The sequence below is a fragment of the Micromonospora sp. U56 genome (assembly GCF_018070095.1).
GTDB lineage: Bacteria > Actinomycetota > Actinomycetes > Mycobacteriales > Micromonosporaceae > Micromonospora > Micromonospora purpureochromogenes.
In genome coordinates this window covers 39661-55251 of the sequence record NZ_JAGPYL010000002.1, presented here as the reverse complement: position 1 = coordinate 55251, position 15591 = coordinate 39661, and the positions used below count along the sequence as shown (strand labels likewise).

The window sequence follows — 15591 nt, the reverse complement described above, 5'->3', positions numbered from 1 at the left end:
AATATGTCTCGGAAAGGTTTCCGCCATCTGCGCGGCGCGGGCAGGGCGCGGTGGTGGGGCGGTCAGCGGCCGGGCGGCAGGGCGTAGCCGACGTAGTCGCGGAACTCCAGGGTCCAGCCCGCCGGCACCAGCTTGGCGCACGCAGTACGGCTGCCGGTGCAGACGATCGCGTCCACCGAGGCCGGGTCGGCCGGCGGCCGCTCCGGCAGCACCGACTGCAACGCCACCAGCTCCGGCGAGCGACCCTCCCCGTCGTGCAGCAGCAGCCACCAGGGGTACTCCCAGTTGTCGTTCTGCTGCACCAGGCCGATCCGGCGGGCGTCGCTCACCCGTACCGCCGCCGCGGCCCAGCGGAACTCCTCGGCCCACTGCGGCCGGCGCAGGAAGCGCGTGTCCCACTCGGAGGTGGTGAAGACCGAGCCGGCGCCGACCAACCGGCGCGGGAAGCCGTACGACAGGGCCAGCACGCCGGCGAGCGCGGAGGCGGCCAGCATGCTCACCACCAGCCCGACCGCCACCGACCGCCGCCCGGGCCCGAGCCGGCGCCGCAGCAGCGCGTCCAGCCAGAGCCCGGCCAGCGGCACGGCGGCCACCAGCGCGTAGAGCAGCAGCCGGTTCCCCCAGGGCTGCCACTTGATCGTCGCGGTGTGCAGCCCGACGGCCACCACCACCGCGACCGCGTACGCCCGCAGGGCCGCCGGCCCGGTCAGGCTGATCCGGGCCGGCCGGGCCAGCGCGAACACCGCCCCCAGCAGCGCCAGCGTGCCGGCCAGCGGAAACGCCACCCGGTCCTCGTCCGGGTACCAGGCCGGCACCGGGAACACCTCCCGGCCGAAGGTGATCGCGCGGTCCTGCGGATCGACGCCGATCGCCCGCGAGCCACCCGTGATCGCCCCGGCCATGCCGGCGCGCAGCGGTGCGAGCGGGGTATCGAACGCGGTGTTGCCGATCCGCAGCGCGTTGACCAGGATCGACGCCGGGTCGTGCCGTTCCATCGGGATGGACTCGCGGAGCCGGGGCGGGCCGAGCGGGTGACCGAACTCGACGGTCACCCGGGCCAGGAACGGGCCCACCACCGCCGCGGCCACCAGCAGCACCAGCAGCGATCCGGCGACCGTCCGCGCCACCCCGGCGGCGCCACGACCCTCCCCGGCAGACGCCGCACCGGCCGACGCCGAGCCCGTCGGCGTCACGCCCGCCGGCGTCGAGCCCACCAAGCCCGAGCCCGCCGGCACCGAGCTGGCCGACCCGGAGTCCGCCAACTCCGAGCCCGCCAAGCCCGCCGGCATCGGGCTGGTCGATGTCGAGCCCGCGCCGCCCGATGTCGAGCCCGGGTCCGCCGACTCCCGGCGGAACGCCAGCCGGAGCTGGGCGACTCCCCAGAGCACCAGCAGCGGTCCGACCGCGAGCAGGCCGCTGGTCTTGGTCAGCGCGGTCAGGCCGGTGGCCGTGCCGAGCGCCAGCAGGCTCCCGACGTCCGCGCGCCGGCGCAGCCCGTCCAGCGCCAGCGTCCCGGCGCACCCGGCCCAGGCGGCGGCCACCAGGTCGGTCTGGGTGCTGGTCGCCTGAAGCGCCACCATCGGCGTGGTGGCCAGCAGGAACGCGGTGAGCAGCTGGGCCCGCCGCCCACCGCCGAGCTGCGCGACGACCCGGGTCGCCACCACCAGGCAGCCCAGCGCGGCGGCCCACTGCACCAGGTTGTGCAGCGCGTCACCACCGGTCAGCAGGCGCAGGTGCAGCAGCAGGTACTCCGCGCCCGGCGGGATGGTCACCTGCCGGTGGATCGCGGTGGGCCAGAAGTCCAGGCTGCCCTGGGCGACCCAGTGCTCCACCTTGGGCAGGTGGTAGGTCTGCGAGTCGAAGTTGTTGGGCTCGGCGAGCAGCGCGACGAGCAGCTCCACCAGCACCAGCCCGGCGACCGTGCCGGCCAGCAGCCGCTCGCCCCGGCTCGCCGTACCCCGGAAGTGGGCCAGCCGGGTCCGGACGCCGGCCAGGGCCGACGCGAGGCCGTCCGGCACGGACGCCGGGGGCGCCGCGACGCCGGGCGGGCCGGCGGGGGAGATCGGCGTGGCGGCCGGGCCGGTGCCGGACGCCGGGGCGCCGGTCGCCGCCCCGACGAGCGTCCCGGCCCGGGTGGCGGGCGCCACCGCGGCGGACGCCACGGCCGCTCGGCGCTGCCACGGGCGGGCGGCCGCCACGGTAACAGCGACGAAGAGCAGCCAGGCCGCGGCGACGGCCGGCAGGGTGAGCGCGCGCAGCGCGCCCAGCAGTTCCACGGTGAGTACGGCGAAGACGCCGGTCAGCAGCGCGGCGCGGACCACGGCCAGGCGCAGCGGGGCGACCGCGTCCGGGCGGCGGCTCCACAGCACCGAGGTGAGCACCACGAACGCGGCGACGGGCGCCACCACGACCATCCAGCCGGCTGCCGACATGGGCGGAAGTTAACACCATGTTCCTGAAGGGTGGGTGCCCCCTGGCCGTGGTGGCGGCCTCCCTGGCGCTGAGCAGCCAGGCTAGGCTAGGGCCGACTTACTGTCGCCACCGTGGAGATCCCCGTGAAGCTCTCGATCCTCATGCCGGTCTACAACGAGGAAGAACGCATCGCGGATGCCCTCAAGCAGGCATTGGCGGTCGATTACCCGTGCGAGATCGAGCTGGTCGTGGTCGACGACGGCAGCCGGGACGGCACCGGTGAGATCCTCGGCCGGGCCGACGACGCGCGACTGCGGGTCATCACCCACCAGCGCAACGCGGGCAAGGGCGCGGCCATCAAGACGGCGGTGGACAGCGCCGAGGGTGAGTACATGGTCATCCTCGACGCCGACCTGGAGTACGACCCGCAGGACATCCCGCGCCTGCTCGACCCGGTGCTCGACGGCCGTGCCACGGTGGTCTACGGCAATCGCACCTTCGGCAGCCACAGCGCCTACAGCTTCTGGTACGTGATGGGCAACAAGGGCGTCACGATGGCCGCCAACGTGCTGTTCAACTCCTACATCGGCGACCTGGAGACCTGCTTCAAGCTGATGCCGGTCGAGCTCTACCGCTCCCTCGACGTCCGGTCCCGCGGCTTCGGCATGGAGGCGGAGGTGACCGGCAAGCTGCTGCGCCGCCGCATCCGCCCGTACGAGGTGCCGATCAGCTACCGGGCGCGCGGTCGCGAGGAGGGCAAGAAGATCACCTGGAAGGACGGCGTCGAGGCGCTCTGGATCCTCGGCCGGGAGCGCACCCGCCGCCGTCCCGCCGGCTCAGCCCCGCGCTGACACCGTCCGGAGGAAACTGTCGACCGAGCGGCGCAGGCCGTCGGCGTCCAGCCCGTGCCAGCGGCTGTGGTCCTCCGCCGTGCCGTAGCGCCGCAGCTCCGACCGGGCCACGCCGAGGCTGAGCAGCCGGTGCGGGCGGTCGGCCAGTGCCTCCGACACCACCCGGGCCGAGGTGCCGGCCAGGTAGGGCTCGACCAGGATCACCTCCGTGCCGGCCAGCTCCCGCAGGCCGGCGGTGTCGAATGGCCGCGGCCGGTGGGTGTAGGCCACCGTCACCGGCAGGTCGGCCACCGCCGCGAGCGCCGCGTCCAGCACCGGCCCGACGGCCACCAGCAGAGCCGCGCCGGGTCCGGCGTCGCGGAGCACCCGCAGCGCGCCGTCCCCGCCGTACGGGCGGGTGTTGCGCTGCGTCGACAGCCGCAGGTACGCCGAGTCCTGCCCGCACACCACGTCGCGCAGCAGCCCCGGCACCTCGTCCGGGTGGCCGGGCACGTGCACGGTCCAGCCGTGCAGCGTGTCGAGCAGGCTGACGTCCGCCGGGCTGAGGTGCGTCCGGCCCGCCGCCGCCCGGTCGTACGACGCCCCGACGCTGACCAGCACCGCCCCCACCCCCTGGTGGTCGAGGTCCAGTTTGATCTGCTCGTACGCCCGCTCGACGAGGAACGGGGCGTAGCTGTGCACGATCGGGCGTTGCCCGGTCAGCGCCAGTCCGCCGGCCACCCCCACCATCAACTGCTCCCGGATGCCGACGTTGAGCACCCGGTCGGGGTACCGGCGGGCGGCCGGGGCGAACGCCGCGGCCGAGATGTCCGCCAGCACGACGGTGGTACGCGGATCCGCCAGCAGTTCGGTCGCGCTGGCGACGAAGGTCTCCCGCATGCTCTCACTCCCCGTTCTCGACGACCGCGACGACGACGTGCGGCCGGTGCTTCTGGTGCCCGGTGAGGGCGGCGTGCAGGGCGTCGTGGTCGCGTCCGTCGACGGTGGCGGCGGTCCAGCCGTTGACGGTGAACCGGCTGGCCACCCCGCCCGGCCAGCCGTGGCTGGCGGAGCGGTTGTCCAGCACGATCGCGGTCAGGTTGGCCAGCCCGGTCGCCCCGGCGTAGGCGATCGCCTCGTGGTTGGAGCCCTCGTCCAGTTCGGCGTCGCCGAGCAGGACGTACACCCGGGAATCGGTGCGACCCTGGGCGCGCAGTCCCAGCGCGGTGCCCACGCCCAGCCCGAGGCCGTGGCCGAGCGAGCCGGAGCCGATCTCCACGCCGGGCACCAACAGCCGGTCCGGGTGGTCGCCGAGGCGGCTGTCCGGGCCGCCCTGGTCGTCGAGCCAGGCGGCCGGGACGAAGCCCTTCGCGGCGAGCACCGCGTAGTAGCCGGCGACGGCGTGCCCCTTGGAGAGCAGGAAGCGGTCCCGTTCCGGGTCGTCCACGATCTGCGGGGCGATCCGGAGGATCCGGTCGTACAGCACCCAGAGCACGTCGACGGTCGAGTACACGTTGGGGCCGAACTCGCGGCCGGCGCGCAGCCGCTCCAGCGGTGCGGTGACCGGACCCGGTACGGGTCGGGCGGTGGCGGTCGTGGTGGTCATGCGGCTAGCCTGCAAGTTGAAGTCAACTTCAACTCAAGGCGACTGATGCACGAATCACTCACCATCGGGCAACTCTCCACCCGCAGCGGCGTGGCCCCGTCCGCGCTGCGCTACTACGAACGGCTCGGCCTGATCCGCGCCGAACGCACCGGCGGCAACCAGCGCCGGTACCCGCGCACCGAGCTGCGCCGGGTGGCGTTCGTCCGGATCGCCCAGCAGGTCGGCATCTCGCTGGAGGAGATCCGCGAGGCGCTCGACTCGCTGCCCGCCTCCCGTAACCCCACCCCCGACGACTGGGCCGCCCTGTCCCGGGTCTGGCGGGAGCGGCTCGACGAGAAGATCCGGCTGCTCGGCAAGCTCCGCGACGACCTGGACGGCTGCATCGGCTGCGGCTGCCTGTCGTTGCAGCGCTGCAGCCTCTACAACCCGGGCGACTCGCTCGCCGGCGAGGGGCCCGGCGCCCGGCTGGTGCTGCCCCGACCGGGAAACGGTGCCGTCACGGCGTCGTGAGCAGCACCTTGCCCACGTGCTCGTTCGACTCGACCAGCCGGTGCGCCTGCGCCGCCTCGGTCATCGGCAGCCGCCGGTCCACGATCGGCCGGATCGTGCCGGCCTCCACCAGCGGCCAGACCTGCTCCCGGACGCCCCGTACGATCTCCGCCTTGTCGTCCAGTGGGCGGGAGCGCAGCGCGGTCGCGGCCACCGAGGCCCGCTTGGCCAGCAGCGCACCCAGGTCCAGCTCGGCCTTGCGGCCGCCCTGCATGCCGATCACCACCAGCCGACCGCCGTCGGCCAGCGCCGCCACGTTCCGGCCCAGGTAGGAGGCGCCCATGATGTCGAGGATGACGTCCGCGCCGCGACCGTCGGTGACCCGGCGGACCTCCGCCACGAAGTCCTGCTCCCGATAGTCGATCGTGTGCGCGGCGCCCAGCTCCCGCAGCCGGTCGTGCTTGGCCGCACGGGCGGTCACCGCCACGGTCGCGCCGAGCGCCACCCCGAGCTGGACGGCGAAGGTGCCGATCCCGCTGCCACCGCCGTGCACCAGCAGCGTCTCGCCCCTGCCGAGTCGGGCCAGCCGCACCACGTTCGACCAGACCGTGCAGGCCACCTCCGGCAGCGCCGCCGCGTCGACCAGGTCCACACCGGCCGGCACCGGCAGCAGCTGCCCGGCCGGCACGGCCACCCGCTCCGCGTACCCGCCGCCGGCCAGCAGCGCGCAGACCTCCTGGCCGACCTCCCACCCGGTCACGCCCGGGCCGACCGCGGCGACCACCCCCGAGCACTCCAAACCGGGGTACGCGGGCGCGCCCGGCGGCGGCGGGTAGTGCCCCTGCCGTTGCAGCAGGTCGGCCCGGTTCACCGCGCTGGCCCGCACGTCGACCACCACCTCACCCGGGCCGGGCTCCGGGTCGGGCACCTCCGCCCAGACGAGTGCCTCGGGTCCGCCGGGTTCCGGAATCGTGATCGCGTGCATGGCCCAGTCTTACCCGATCCGCCCCTCGCCGGACGCCCGGGCCCGGATCTCGTCCACCGTCCGCGCCGAGCGGGACGGTTGTCGGGCCAGCTCCAGCCACTGTGGACGCCGCCGGCTGCCGCGATCGCGCTGATCAGGACGATCGTCGGTGTCTCTCACATCGGGGCATCCTCGCAATAGGGGTGGGAGGCCCGTTCCTGCTTGCGGCGTCCGTGGCAGACTAGGCACCGGCCGTACACCCGAGGGTGACGGTCCGGGAGGGTTCGCCTAGTGGCCGATGGCGCTGGTCTTGAAAACCGGTAGGGCGGCAACGTCCTCGTGGGTTCGAATCCCACACCCTCCGCCCCTCGGAACAGCAGAAGCGCCCCCTGAACAGCGCAAAGGCCGGTCAGGGGGCTGCGGGCGTGGCTGCTCGGCCCGATCCAGCATGATGGTCGCCGTGCGCTATTTGATCTCTCACCCCGACGCGTTGGCCGAGCTCGGCGACCTGGACGTCGCGCTCTACGACGGCACTCAACCCGTGCCCGAAAATCTGGACGATGTCGAGTTCTATGCGGTTCCGTACGGGATCATTGATCCGCGCTTCTGCGAGCCGATCGCCCGGATGCCCCGGCTCACAGTGGTGCAGACCGTGACCGCCGGCTACGACCATGTCCTGCCGTACCTGCGGCCCGGCCTGACGCTGGCCAACGGCCGGGGCGTGCACGACGCGGCCACCGCCGAGCTGGCCGTGGCGCTCACCCTTGCCGCCCGGCGCCGGCTGCCGGACTTCGTCCGGGCGGGGGGCGAGGGCCGCTGGGCCTCGGGTTGGTCGACCGGGCTGGCTGACGCCCGGGTGCTGATCGTCGGCTACGGCTCGATCGGGGCCGCGATCGAGCGCCGGCTGGCCGGGTTCGAGGTGGAGATCAGCCGGGTGGCCCGGAGCGCCCGCCCCGGCGTCCGGCCGGTTTCCGAACTTCCGGAGCTGTTGCCACGAGCGGATGTCGTCATCGTGGCCACGCCGTTGACCCCGGAGACCGAGGGCCTGGTGAACAAGGACTTCCTCGCCAGAATGGTCGACGGCGCCCTGCTGGTGAACGTGTCACGGGGGCGGGTGGTGGACACCGAGGCGCTGCTCGCCGAGCTCGGCGCGGGCCGGCTGCACGCGGCCCTGGACGTCACCGAACCCGAGCCGCTGCCCGCCGACCACCCGCTGTGGTCCGCACCGAACGTCCTGATCAGCCCGCACGTCGGCGGCCTGACCGCCGCGTTGGCGCCCCGGGCCCGCCGGCTGCTGGTCGACCAGGTCCGGCGGTACGCGGCGGGCGAGCCGCTCGCGAACGTGGTTGTCGGGCCGTAACACTTTGCCTCGGGTCTCGTCGCCGCTCACCCCGGGCTGCCGAGCCAGGCGACCGCGTCATGCGCTACGGCGCTTCAGCAGGCTCTGCTCGGCCTGCCGCAGGCGTTCCTCCCGCTCGGCGGCCTCGTGGGTGGCGCGGATGAGCTGGTCGATCTCGCCCGAGTAGGTCGCGTAGTAGCGCAGTGCCGTCGCGATCTGCTCCCGGCCGAGCCCGGTGACCTCCGTCAGCTCCGCCGCCAACTCCTCGCCCTCGAGCTCGGGTGACTCCGCCCGCACCGCGTGCAGGGCGCCGATCACCTCCCAGACGTCCGGGCCTCCGTTCAGCGCCGCCCGCCGGCCCGCCGGGCCGGACCGGAAGATCACTCCGGGATGTTCGTACGTGCGGAGCGACTCGTCGACGAACATGTTGGCCACCGAGGAGGACGAGGAGCCGGGGTGTTCCCGGACGTACCGGTCCAGGCGGGCCAGCACCGCCTCGTCGAAGCGCACCGAGCGGGGACTACTCATGACTACAGTGTAGTCGCAGGTCGAGGTGCTCGGAGGGATCCGGACGTGGCGTCGCTTTCGGTTCGTTCGGGCGCGGCGGCGGGGTAAGAAGGGCGGAGGACATCACGCGCACCGGAAGGACCCCCGATGACCCTGGAACGACCGATCGCCCCGGACCCGTACGAGCTGCTGCCGACCGTTTCGTCGTTCAACCTGACCAGTGCCGACGTGCACAACGGCGAGCCGATGGATGCGCGGTACGCGCACGGCAGCACCGGCGGCGAGAACGTCTCCCCGCACCTGGCCTGGTCGGACTTCCCGGCCGAGACGAAGAGCTTCGTGGTGACCTGCTTCGACCCGGACGCCCCGACCGGCAGCGGCTTCTGGCACTGGGTGCTGGTGAACCTGCCGGCGTCGGTGACCGAGCTGCCCACCGGGGCGAAGGAGGCCGACCTCGGCGGCGCGTTCAGCGTCCGCAACGACTACGGCGACACCGGCTACGGCGGCGCCGCCCCGCCGCCCGGGGACCGCCCGCACCGGTACGTCTTCGCGGTGCACGCGCTGGACGTCGAGCGCCTCGACGTCGGCCCCACCGCCAGCCCCGCCTACGTCGGCTTCAACCTGGCCTTCCACACCCTGGCCCGGGCGGTCATCCGCCCGACGTACCAGATCAAGGAGTGACCCGGGCCCGCACGATGCCGTGGGTGGCCTCCCCCGATCGGCGGGAGGCCACCACGGATTGCAGGATTGCCGGCCCCCGACCAGGTCGGGCCGGCGGCCGGGGTCAGTCCGGGACGCGGGCGACGGCGAAGACGGACTGGCCGAACGGGGGGCGGATCCGCTGCTCGGCGGCCTTGGTCGCCGGCAGCACCAGGGTGTCGTAGACCTTGACCATCGGGCCCTCCTTCGGCATCAGCCGGAAGACCTTGGTCGCCATGAAGTACCCGATCAGGCCGAGCGCGTTGGCGTAGTGCATGGTCTCGACCGTCAGCCCCGCCTCGGTCATGGCCGCCGTCAGGGTCTTCTTCGTGTAGCGGCGCACGTGCCCGGTGGCGATGTCGGCCGGGCTCATCGCGAACTGGAAGGCCGGCACGATGATGATCACCGCGCCGCCGGGCCGGACCAGGTCGCGCATGCTGCGCAGCGCGCCGACGTGGTCCTCGATGTGCTCCAGCACGTTGTACGAGACGGCCGCGCTGTAGTCGCCGCGCTCGGGGTGCGGCAGCAGCATCTGCCGTACCTCGATGGCGGGCTCGTCGGCCAGCCGCTCCTTGAGCTGGACCAGCCGGTCCGGGTCGGCCTCGGTGGCGGTGAAGCGGGGGACGTGCCGCGACCACTCGAGCGCGTAGTCGCCGAGCCCGCTGCCGATCTCGATGGGGTTGTCACCGAGGTGGGGCACGGCCAGCTCGACGAACCAGCTCCGGTGGTTGACCGCCGTCGCGAGGCCCTCCAGGACCTCGGACTGGACGCGCTGATCCCCAGTGATTTCTGCCATGCGTCGATTCCTCACGATATGACTCGACCCGCGCCTGGACCGACAGAGTGAATCATCCGCGTCAGCGGCGGAGGAAACGGGGGACCGTGGTGGCCGAAATGCGGTCGGGTTTGGGCACGTGATCGGGGGTCGGCGAACCCGGCACATAGTACGCAGTCCTCCGAAACATGTCACGTCACCGCCATAAGCCAACTACGCTCCGAATTGTCATGACTACTCCCGAATCGGGCCCCGAGGTCGAGCGACCCGGCGTCGGGGACGCCGAGGTCGGCGACGACCACGGCGTACGGTGGCGGGAGGGTTGGCGGCGGGACGTCGCCGCGATGCTCGGCTTCGTGCTGCTGGCACTCTGGGTGACTCTGCGACTCTGGTCGCGCCCCGGCGGCGGGCTGCGGGACAACCGGTCCGACCAGTCGCAGTTCGAGTGGATGATGGCCCACGGCGCCCGGGTCGTGACCGAATTCGCCTACCCGTTCGCGTCCGACCGGATGAACGTGCCCGACGGTGTGAACCTGATGGCCAATACCTCCGTATTGTCCATTTCGATACCAATGACGCCGGTCACCGTTCTCTTCGGGCCGCAGTGGTCTTTTCTGCTCTTTCTCACCCTGGGAATGGCCGCCACCGGGACCGCCTGGTACTTCTTCCTCTCCCGGGTGGTGACCCGGTCCCGGGGCCCGGCGTGGCTGGGCGCCGCGTTCTGCGCGTTCGCCCCGGCGATGGTGTCGCACGCCAACGCCCACCCGAACATCGTGTCGCAGTTCGTCGTCCCGCTGATCGCCTGGCGGGCCCTGCGGCTCGCCGAGCCCGGCCGGTGGCTGCGCAACGGCCTCCTGCTCGGCCTGCTGATCGTCTGGCAGGCCTTCATCAACCTCGAGATCCTGCTGATGACCGCGATCGCGCTGGGCGTGGTGGTGGCCGCGCTCGCCATCGGCCGGCCCGAGCTGCGCCGCGGCACGCGCACTTTTCTGGCCGGGCTCGGGGTCGCCGCCGTCCTCTCCGCCGTGCTGCTGGCGTACCCGCTCTACGTGCAGCTCTTCGGGCCCGGCTCGTACCACGGGCTGTCCCGGCTGATCCGGGGCTACCGCACCGACCTGGCCGCCTTCGTGGCGTACTCGCGCGAGTCGCTGGCCGGTGACGTCCGCTCCGCCAGGCCGCTGGCCAAGAACGCGACCGAGGAGAACGCCTTCTTCGGCTGGCCGCTGGTGGTCCTCACCGTCGCCCTGGTCTGGTGGTTGCGGCGCAGCGCGCTGGTGCTCGGCCTGGCGGTCCTCGCCGTGCTCTTCGCGGTGCTCTCGCTCGGCCGGGAGATCCAGCTCAACGGCCGGGACACCGGCGTGCCCGCCCCGTGGGCGCTGCTGGAGGACCTGCCGCTGCTGCACTCCGTGGTGCCCACCCGCTGGTCGCTGGCGGTCACGCCGGTCGTCGGGGTGCTGCTCGCGCTCGGTGCGGAACACGCCCGCCAACTGGTCCGCCGGTACCCGGGCACCCGGACGCAGATCCGGTTCGCCACCGTCACCGTCCTGGTCATGGCCCTGCTGCCGAACGTGCCCACCCCGCTGCCCGTCACCCGGCTCGACCCGACCCCGGCGTTCGTCACCTCCGGCGCGTGGCGCCAGTACGTCGCCGGCGGACGCAGCATCGTCACCCTGCCGTTGCCCGACAACACCTACGCGGACCCGCTGCGCTGGTCGTCCCGGACCCGGCTGGAGATGCCGATCGCCCGCGGCTACTTCCTCGCGCCGGACACCCGGCCGTCGGCGCCCGAGCCGGACGTCGCCCTCTTCACCGCGCCGTTCCGCCGGACTAGCAACTTCTTCGGTCACCTCGCCCGGACCGGGGTGATCCCGCCGATCACCCGCCAGGACCGGGCCGCGGCGGTGGACGACCTGCGCTACTGGCGGGCCGGGGCGGTGGTCCTCGGCCCGCACCGCAACGCCGACGCGCTGCGCTGGGCGATGACCGAGCTGACCGGGCTCACCCCCACCTTCACCGGTGGGGTGTGGCTCTGGGACGTCCGGCCGCTGACGGGGTAGGCGCGGTCAGGACGGGCGGACGCAGCAGCCCTGGCAGATCTTGGGCTTCGGCAGGGTGAAGGCCAGGCAGCAGGTCCGGCGCTGCACCGTCGGCTCGCCGGTCGGACCGGGCACCAGCTCCACCAGGTCGGCCAGGTCGAGCGCCTCGAGCAGGGTGGAGATGCTGCGGACCGAGGAGCCGGGGAGGGTGTCCGCCGCGCGCAGGATGCCGTGGGCGATGCCGGAGGCGACCGAGCCGAGCAGCGTGCGGGCGCCGACCCGGACCTCCGTCTGGATCGCGGCGATCATCGGGGCGAGGTGGGCGTCGAGCAGCGAGGCGCGGAGCACGCGGAGCAGCTCCGCCTCGTCGGCGACCACCCGCACCTCGGGGTGGCCGGCGAGCGCCAGCGGGTCGTTCGGCAGCACGGCGACCGCGGTCGAGCCGCGCAGCCCCATGGTGAGCAGCTGGTGGTGGTCCTCGAAGTGGATCAGCACGTCGGCCGGGTCGAGCAGCGGCACCCGGCGGGCCGAGGCCCAGCCGAGCACCACCGGCAGGGCCGTCCAGTAGCTGTAGGACTTCCAGGCCAGCGCGGCGCAGGCGTGCGGGGTGCCACCCCAGCGGCGGGACGCCGCGGCGAGGAACTCGGGGAGGCGGGTGCCGTCGATCAGACCGGTCGCCGGGCTCCAGCCGGCCTCGTCGACGACCAGCAGGCCCGGCGCGAGGCCGGGCAGGTTGTCGGTGCCGAACATGGCTCGGAGGGTGGTGGTCACCGGGGCGAGCGGCGGGGCGAGCTCGCACCCTGGCATCACCGCTGTCACCTGGTCCGTCCCCTTGTCCGTAGTGCCGTCCGTCCAGCTAAGGCTAGCCTAACCACAGCCTTCTGTATAAGGAAGCCTCACCAAAGGCGGACTGAGAGGCCCGGGTCACTCCGTCGACGGCGCTGGCGACGGACCGCCCGGGCTCCGCGTACTACCCGGTGCGTGGAGGTGGAAACGCGCGTGGTGTCAAGCCAAATGTCGGCAAAGTGCCAGTTACGGTGCGGCCGGGGTGGTCGAACGTGAAGACTTGTCGTCCCGGCCGTGAGGAAGCTGATGACGACCTCCCCCCTGGAGCGGGCCGCCGAGTCCTTCGCCGCGGAACTCGCCCGGCACCGGACGGGGCGAGGACTCTCCAAGAAGCAACTCGCCACGCTCATGGGCTTCGACCCGTCCTACGTCAGCCACGTCGAGGGGCGCCGGCACCGGCCCACCGAGGACTTCGCCCGCCGCGCCGAGGCCGTCCTCGACGCCAGCGGCGCGATCTGGCAACGCTTCCGGGAGTACGACCAGCTCCGCCAGGCGCGCCCCGTTCCGGCGCACCGCGAGCTGCCACCGCCCGGGCAGTGGCTGCCCCCCGGCACCGGCCTGGTCGTCGAGCGCGAGACCGCCACCCTCACCCACACCGACGAGAGCTACCACTGCGTGGTGCGCCGCCAGCTGCACAACGTCGGCACCGAGCCGGTGACCCGCCACCTCGTCCGGGTCGCCGTCGACCGCTACCCCGACGACCCGGGCCGCTCCAACCGGCACCACCGGGAGCACCCGCTCACCTTCGCCGAGCTGCGGCTGCGGGCGTACCGGGACGACGGTGGCAGCCGTGAGCCGATGCACTGGCGGGCCAAGCACGACCGGGACGCGTACAAGGAGATCTGGCTGCTCCTCGAGAACGGCGACGGGCCGTTCCCGCTGCACCCGGGCGAACGGGTCGAGATCGAGTACGCGTACCACGTCGGCCGGGAGAAGTGGGGCCCCTGGTTCCAGCGCGCCGTCCGCCTGCCCACCCGGCACCTGGCCGTCCGGCTGGACCTGCCGGTGGCGCTCGACCCCCGGGTCTGGGGGGTGGAGACCTCCCTCTCCGCCGACGAGGGCCCGCTGCGTACCCCGATCCGCCGGCACGACCGCGGTGACCGCGCGATCTTCGACTGGGCGACCGACGACCCGCCGCTCAACTCCCGCTACCGCCTCCAGTGGCGGTTCCGGGGCGAACCGGCCGACGCGGAACGGGCCACGGCGGCCGGTCGGGCCGGCGACCGGCTGCGCGCCCTCGGTGTGCTGCCCCACGACGCCGACCTGCTGCGCCGGCCCGCCCGACCGTTCGACCTGCCCGGCGACGAGACCGCCGCCCGGGAAGTGGTCGACCGGCTCACCGCGCTGCTGACCCGGGTCGACGAGCTGCACCCGTTCAGCGCCGGCATGGGTCTGGCCGCCCCGCAGGTCGGGGTGGGCGCGGCGGCGGCCGTGGTCCGCCCCGCCGACCGGTCCGCCGCGCCGGTGGTGCTGCTCAACCCCCGGGTGGTCGACGCCAGCCCCGACACCGACGAGCAGTACGAGGCCTGCCTCTCCTTCGCCGACCACCGCGGTCTGGTGCCCCGGCCGCTGCGCATCGACGTGGAGCACGCCCGCTGGGACGGCAGCCGGGTCATCACCTCGTTCGCGTACGGGATGGCCCGGCTGGTGGCGCACGAGGTCGACCACCTCCAGGGGCGGCTCTACACCGATCGGATGGCGCCGGGCGTGCCGCTGGTGCCGGTCGAGGAATACCGGGAGACCGGCCCCTGACACAGCGTCCTGGGCCACGCGCCAAACGCCGTCAGGCGGCCGGTTACCGGGTCGCGTGCCCCAGGGGGCGGGGGCACGCGACCCGGCTTTTCGGGGGGAGGAAAGTCGTTACAGGTTGCCGAAGGTGTCGTACCGGATGTTCGGCGGCGGCACCTCGTCCTCGGCGAGCGCCCGCAGGGTGGCCCGGACCATCGGGGCCGAGCCGGAGACGTAGCAGTCGTGCGTCGTCCACGGGCCGTACCGGGTGACCACCTCGGAGATCTCCCCGTGCTCGCCGTCGAAGTCCGGGTCGTCACTGCACGCCGGCGTCACCGACAGCCACGGGTGCGCGGCCACCATCTCCTCCAGGCCCGCCAGGCCGTACAGGTCGTCGGGGTGCCGGGCGCCGTAGAACACGTGCACCCAGCGGGTCCGGTTCCAGCGCGTCAGCTCCTCCACCAGCGCCTTCACCGGGGCCAGGCCGACCCCACCGGCCACGCAGAGGATGTCCCGGGTCGACTCGCGGTCCAGCGTCATCGAGCCCATCGGCGCGGCCAGCCGGAGCAGCTCGCCCGGTCTGGTCCGGCGGACCAGCGCGCCGGAGAGCCAGCCCGCCCCGGCCGGCGTACGGATGTGGAACTCCAGCACGTTGTCGTCGTTCGGGGCGTTCGCCACCGAGTACGTCCGCCACACCCGCGGGAGGTGCCGGGGCGCCTCGATGCTGACGTACTGCCCGGCCTTCCAGCGCAGCGGATGCTGGAGGGCGCGGACGGTCAGCACCGCCGTGTCCGGCCCGTGCCGCTCGTGGGTCAGCACTTCGCCGTGCCAGAACGGCGGATCGTCGTCCGCCGCCGCGCCGGCCTGCATCTTCTCGCTGATCGCCGCGTACGCGTCCCGCCAGGCCTGGTCGTACTCCAGGTTCCAGCCGTCGCCGGCGGTGCTGCGCAGCGCGTCCAGCAGCGCGACGCCCATCGTCTCGTAGTGCGTGGCGGCCGCGTGGTACTTGCGATGGTCGCGGCCGAGTGAACGCAGGTACTCGTCGAAGCTCTCCGGGTCGTCCACCACCTGGGCTGCGGCGACGATGGCTTCCACCAGCCGGTCGCGCTGGGCGGCCATCTGCACCGGGAAGAGCTTGCGCAGGTCCGGGTCGAGGAGGAACAGCCGGGCGTAGAAGTGACCTGTCAGCCGGTCCCGGTCCTCCTCGACCAGGGTCCAGCTCTCCTTCAGCAGCCGTGCGAAGTTGTCCACGGGACGCGCTCCTCCTCCTGACGGCGGATCGGGCCCGCATAGAATGTCCACGGAGTGTGCGCAGCGGTCGCACAGGCTGTGCGACCGCTCCCGCCGACCCCGACCGTGC

Annotated in this window: 14 protein-coding genes and 1 tRNA gene; 7 read left to right on the top strand and 8 right to left on the bottom strand. The window is 73.2% G+C overall.

Annotated elements, in window-relative coordinates:
* Nucleotides 1–62 precede the first annotated feature (62 nt).
* Nucleotides 63–2432, bottom strand: a complete 2370-nt coding sequence (locus KBX37_RS01475; RefSeq protein ID WP_210773806.1) for a hypothetical protein — start codon at nt 2430–2432, stop codon at nt 63–65.
* A gap of 123 nt (nt 2433–2555) precedes the next feature.
* Here KBX37_RS01475 and KBX37_RS01470 point away from each other — a divergent pair, with 123 nt between their 5' ends.
* Nucleotides 2556–3263 (top strand): glycosyltransferase family 2 protein, encoded by a 708-nt coding sequence (locus KBX37_RS01470; RefSeq protein ID WP_154942013.1) that lies wholly within the window; start codon nt 2556–2558, stop codon nt 3261–3263.
* Here KBX37_RS01470 and KBX37_RS01465 read toward each other — a convergent pair.
* Nucleotides 3249–4142 carry a transketolase family protein gene (locus KBX37_RS01465; protein ID WP_210773805.1) on the bottom strand — a complete coding sequence of 298 codons (894 nt, stop codon included), beginning with the start codon at nt 4140–4142 and terminating at the stop codon, nt 3249–3251. The two genes, KBX37_RS01470 and KBX37_RS01465, sit on opposite strands and share 15 nt — an antisense overlap.
* A gap of 4 nt (nt 4143–4146) precedes the next feature.
* A complete protein-coding gene (locus KBX37_RS01460) occupies nt 4147–4848 on the bottom strand; it encodes a transketolase (RefSeq protein WP_210773804.1) in 702 nt (233 codons plus the stop codon).
* A gap of 45 nt (nt 4849–4893) precedes the next feature.
* On the opposite strand from KBX37_RS01460, the gene soxR reads away from it, so the two are divergent.
* Nucleotides 4894–5358 carry a redox-sensitive transcriptional activator SoxR gene (soxR, locus tag KBX37_RS01455; RefSeq protein WP_210773803.1) on the top strand — a complete coding sequence of 155 codons (465 nt, stop codon included), beginning with the start codon at nt 4894–4896 and terminating at the stop codon, nt 5356–5358.
* Here the strand turns inward: soxR and KBX37_RS01450 are convergent.
* Nucleotides 5345–6322 (bottom strand): NAD(P)H-quinone oxidoreductase, encoded by a 978-nt coding sequence (locus KBX37_RS01450; protein WP_210773802.1) that lies wholly within the window; start codon nt 6320–6322, stop codon nt 5345–5347. The two genes, soxR and KBX37_RS01450, sit on opposite strands and share 14 nt — an antisense overlap.
* Nucleotides 6323–6578: 256 nt before the next feature.
* Here KBX37_RS01450 and KBX37_RS01445 point away from each other — a divergent pair.
* Both KBX37_RS01445 and KBX37_RS01440 read left to right on the top strand, forming a co-directional pair.
* Nucleotides 6579–6665 (top strand) — tRNA-Ser (locus KBX37_RS01445).
* Between the two features lie 96 nt (nt 6666–6761).
* The gene (locus tag KBX37_RS01440; RefSeq protein ID WP_374103621.1) at nt 6762–7661 is read left to right on the top strand and encodes a 2-hydroxyacid dehydrogenase; all 900 of its coding nucleotides are present in this window, start codon (nt 6762–6764) and stop codon (nt 7659–7661) included.
* Nucleotides 7662–7718: 57 nt separating this feature from the next.
* Here the strand turns inward: KBX37_RS01440 and KBX37_RS01435 are convergent, their stop codons facing one another.
* A complete protein-coding gene (locus KBX37_RS01435; protein ID WP_210773800.1) occupies nt 7719–8168 on the bottom strand; it encodes a hypothetical protein in 450 nt (149 codons plus the stop codon).
* Between the two features lie 126 nt (nt 8169–8294).
* On the opposite strand from KBX37_RS01435, the gene KBX37_RS01430 reads away from it, so the two are divergent.
* On the top strand, nt 8295–8828 hold the full coding sequence (locus KBX37_RS01430; protein WP_210773799.1) for a YbhB/YbcL family Raf kinase inhibitor-like protein: 534 nt from the start codon (nt 8295–8297) through the stop codon (nt 8826–8828).
* Nucleotides 8829–8931: 103 nt separating this feature from the next.
* Here KBX37_RS01430 and KBX37_RS01425 read toward each other — a convergent pair whose 3' ends face one another.
* A complete protein-coding gene (locus KBX37_RS01425) occupies nt 8932–9642 on the bottom strand; it encodes a class I SAM-dependent methyltransferase (RefSeq protein ID WP_210773798.1) in 711 nt (236 codons plus the stop codon).
* A gap of 323 nt (nt 9643–9965) precedes the next feature.
* Between KBX37_RS01425 and KBX37_RS01420 the strand changes: the two genes are divergently transcribed.
* Entirely contained in the window at nt 9966–11678 is a 1713-nt protein-coding gene (locus tag KBX37_RS01420) for a hypothetical protein (RefSeq protein ID WP_210774080.1), read from the top strand.
* A gap of 6 nt (nt 11679–11684) precedes the next feature.
* Here the strand turns inward: KBX37_RS01420 and KBX37_RS01415 are convergent, their stop codons facing one another.
* Complete coding sequence (locus KBX37_RS01415; protein WP_210773797.1) at nt 11685–12464, bottom strand: ferric iron reductase; 780 nt, start codon at nt 12462–12464, stop codon at nt 11685–11687.
* A gap of 285 nt (nt 12465–12749) precedes the next feature.
* Between KBX37_RS01415 and KBX37_RS01410 the strand changes: the two genes are divergently transcribed.
* Nucleotides 12750–14255, top strand: a complete 1506-nt coding sequence (locus KBX37_RS01410) for a peptide deformylase (protein WP_210773796.1) — start codon at nt 12750–12752, stop codon at nt 14253–14255.
* Between the two features lie 108 nt (nt 14256–14363).
* Here KBX37_RS01410 and KBX37_RS01405 read toward each other — a convergent pair whose 3' ends face one another.
* Nucleotides 14364–15482 carry a globin domain-containing protein gene (locus tag KBX37_RS01405; protein WP_210773795.1) on the bottom strand — a complete coding sequence of 373 codons (1119 nt, stop codon included), beginning with the start codon at nt 15480–15482 and terminating at the stop codon, nt 14364–14366.
* Nucleotides 15483–15591: the final 109 nt, after the last annotated feature.

Bases quoted from the DNA above. Each gene is read 5' to 3' on its own strand.
- KBX37_RS01425 (WP_210773798.1), bottom strand. From the start codon at position 9,642: ATGGCAGAAATCACTGGGGATCAGCGCGTCCAGTCCGAGGTCCTGGAG.
- soxR (WP_210773803.1), top strand. From the start codon at position 4,894: ATGCACGAATCACTCACCATCGGGCAACTCTCCACCCGCAGCGGCGTG.
- KBX37_RS01465 (WP_210773805.1), bottom strand. From the start codon at position 4,142: ATGCGGGAGACCTTCGTCGCCAGCGCGACCGAACTGCTGGCGGATCCG.
- KBX37_RS01410 (WP_210773796.1), top strand. From the start codon at position 12,750: ATGACGACCTCCCCCCTGGAGCGGGCCGCCGAGTCCTTCGCCGCGGAA.
- KBX37_RS01475 (WP_210773806.1), bottom strand. From the start codon at position 2,432: ATGTCGGCAGCCGGCTGGATGGTCGTGGTGGCGCCCGTCGCCGCGTTC.
- KBX37_RS01435 (WP_210773800.1), bottom strand. From the start codon at position 8,168: ATGAGTAGTCCCCGCTCGGTGCGCTTCGACGAGGCGGTGCTGGCCCGC.
- KBX37_RS01420 (WP_210774080.1), top strand. From the start codon at position 9,966: ATGCTCGGCTTCGTGCTGCTGGCACTCTGGGTGACTCTGCGACTCTGG.
- KBX37_RS01430 (WP_210773799.1), top strand. From the start codon at position 8,295: ATGACCCTGGAACGACCGATCGCCCCGGACCCGTACGAGCTGCTGCCG.
- KBX37_RS01460 (WP_210773804.1), bottom strand. From the start codon at position 4,848: ATGACCACCACGACCGCCACCGCCCGACCCGTACCGGGTCCGGTCACC.
- KBX37_RS01450 (WP_210773802.1), bottom strand. From the start codon at position 6,322: ATGCACGCGATCACGATTCCGGAACCCGGCGGACCCGAGGCACTCGTC.
- KBX37_RS01415 (WP_210773797.1), bottom strand. From the start codon at position 12,464: ATGCCAGGGTGCGAGCTCGCCCCGCCGCTCGCCCCGGTGACCACCACC.